The sequence below is a fragment of the Psychromonas sp. Urea-02u-13 genome (genome assembly GCF_002835995.1).
In the GTDB taxonomy this organism is placed as follows: Bacteria; Pseudomonadota; Gammaproteobacteria; order Enterobacterales; family Psychromonadaceae; genus Psychromonas.
Map to the genome: position 1 here is coordinate 1 of NZ_PJBZ01000319.1, position 285 is coordinate 285.

Here is a 285-nt window from a genome sequence, read left to right on the forward strand (position 1 = left end):
TGTTTTTGCCATAGCGCAAAGCCTGTTTTATCCCAGTACAATATTTTCAGTTTGTCTTTTGATTTATTGCAAAAAACGAATAAATCACCGGTATAAGCATCGCGATTTAGCTCATCTTCCACCAGTGTTGTTAGCCCATTGATGGCCTTGCGAAAATCAATAAAGTCTCGATGTAGAAAAATACTCGTTGGCTCAACAAACATTTTCATAAAGCCAGCTCTCGTAACAATTGACTTAAATAGTTGGCGGAAGTGGTGTTTGGCAAGCTGACATTTACCTTGCCCA

The 285-nt window shown here is 38.9% G+C and carries 1 protein-coding gene; it reads right to left on the bottom strand.

Annotation, left to right across the window (positions count from 1 at the left end; genetic code table 11):
- The coding region (gene tnpB / locus CXF74_RS21850) for an IS66 family insertion sequence element accessory protein TnpB (protein WP_101084713.1) at positions 1-209 on the bottom strand (209 nt) is incomplete at its 3' end.
- Positions 210-285 lie beyond the last annotated feature (76 nt).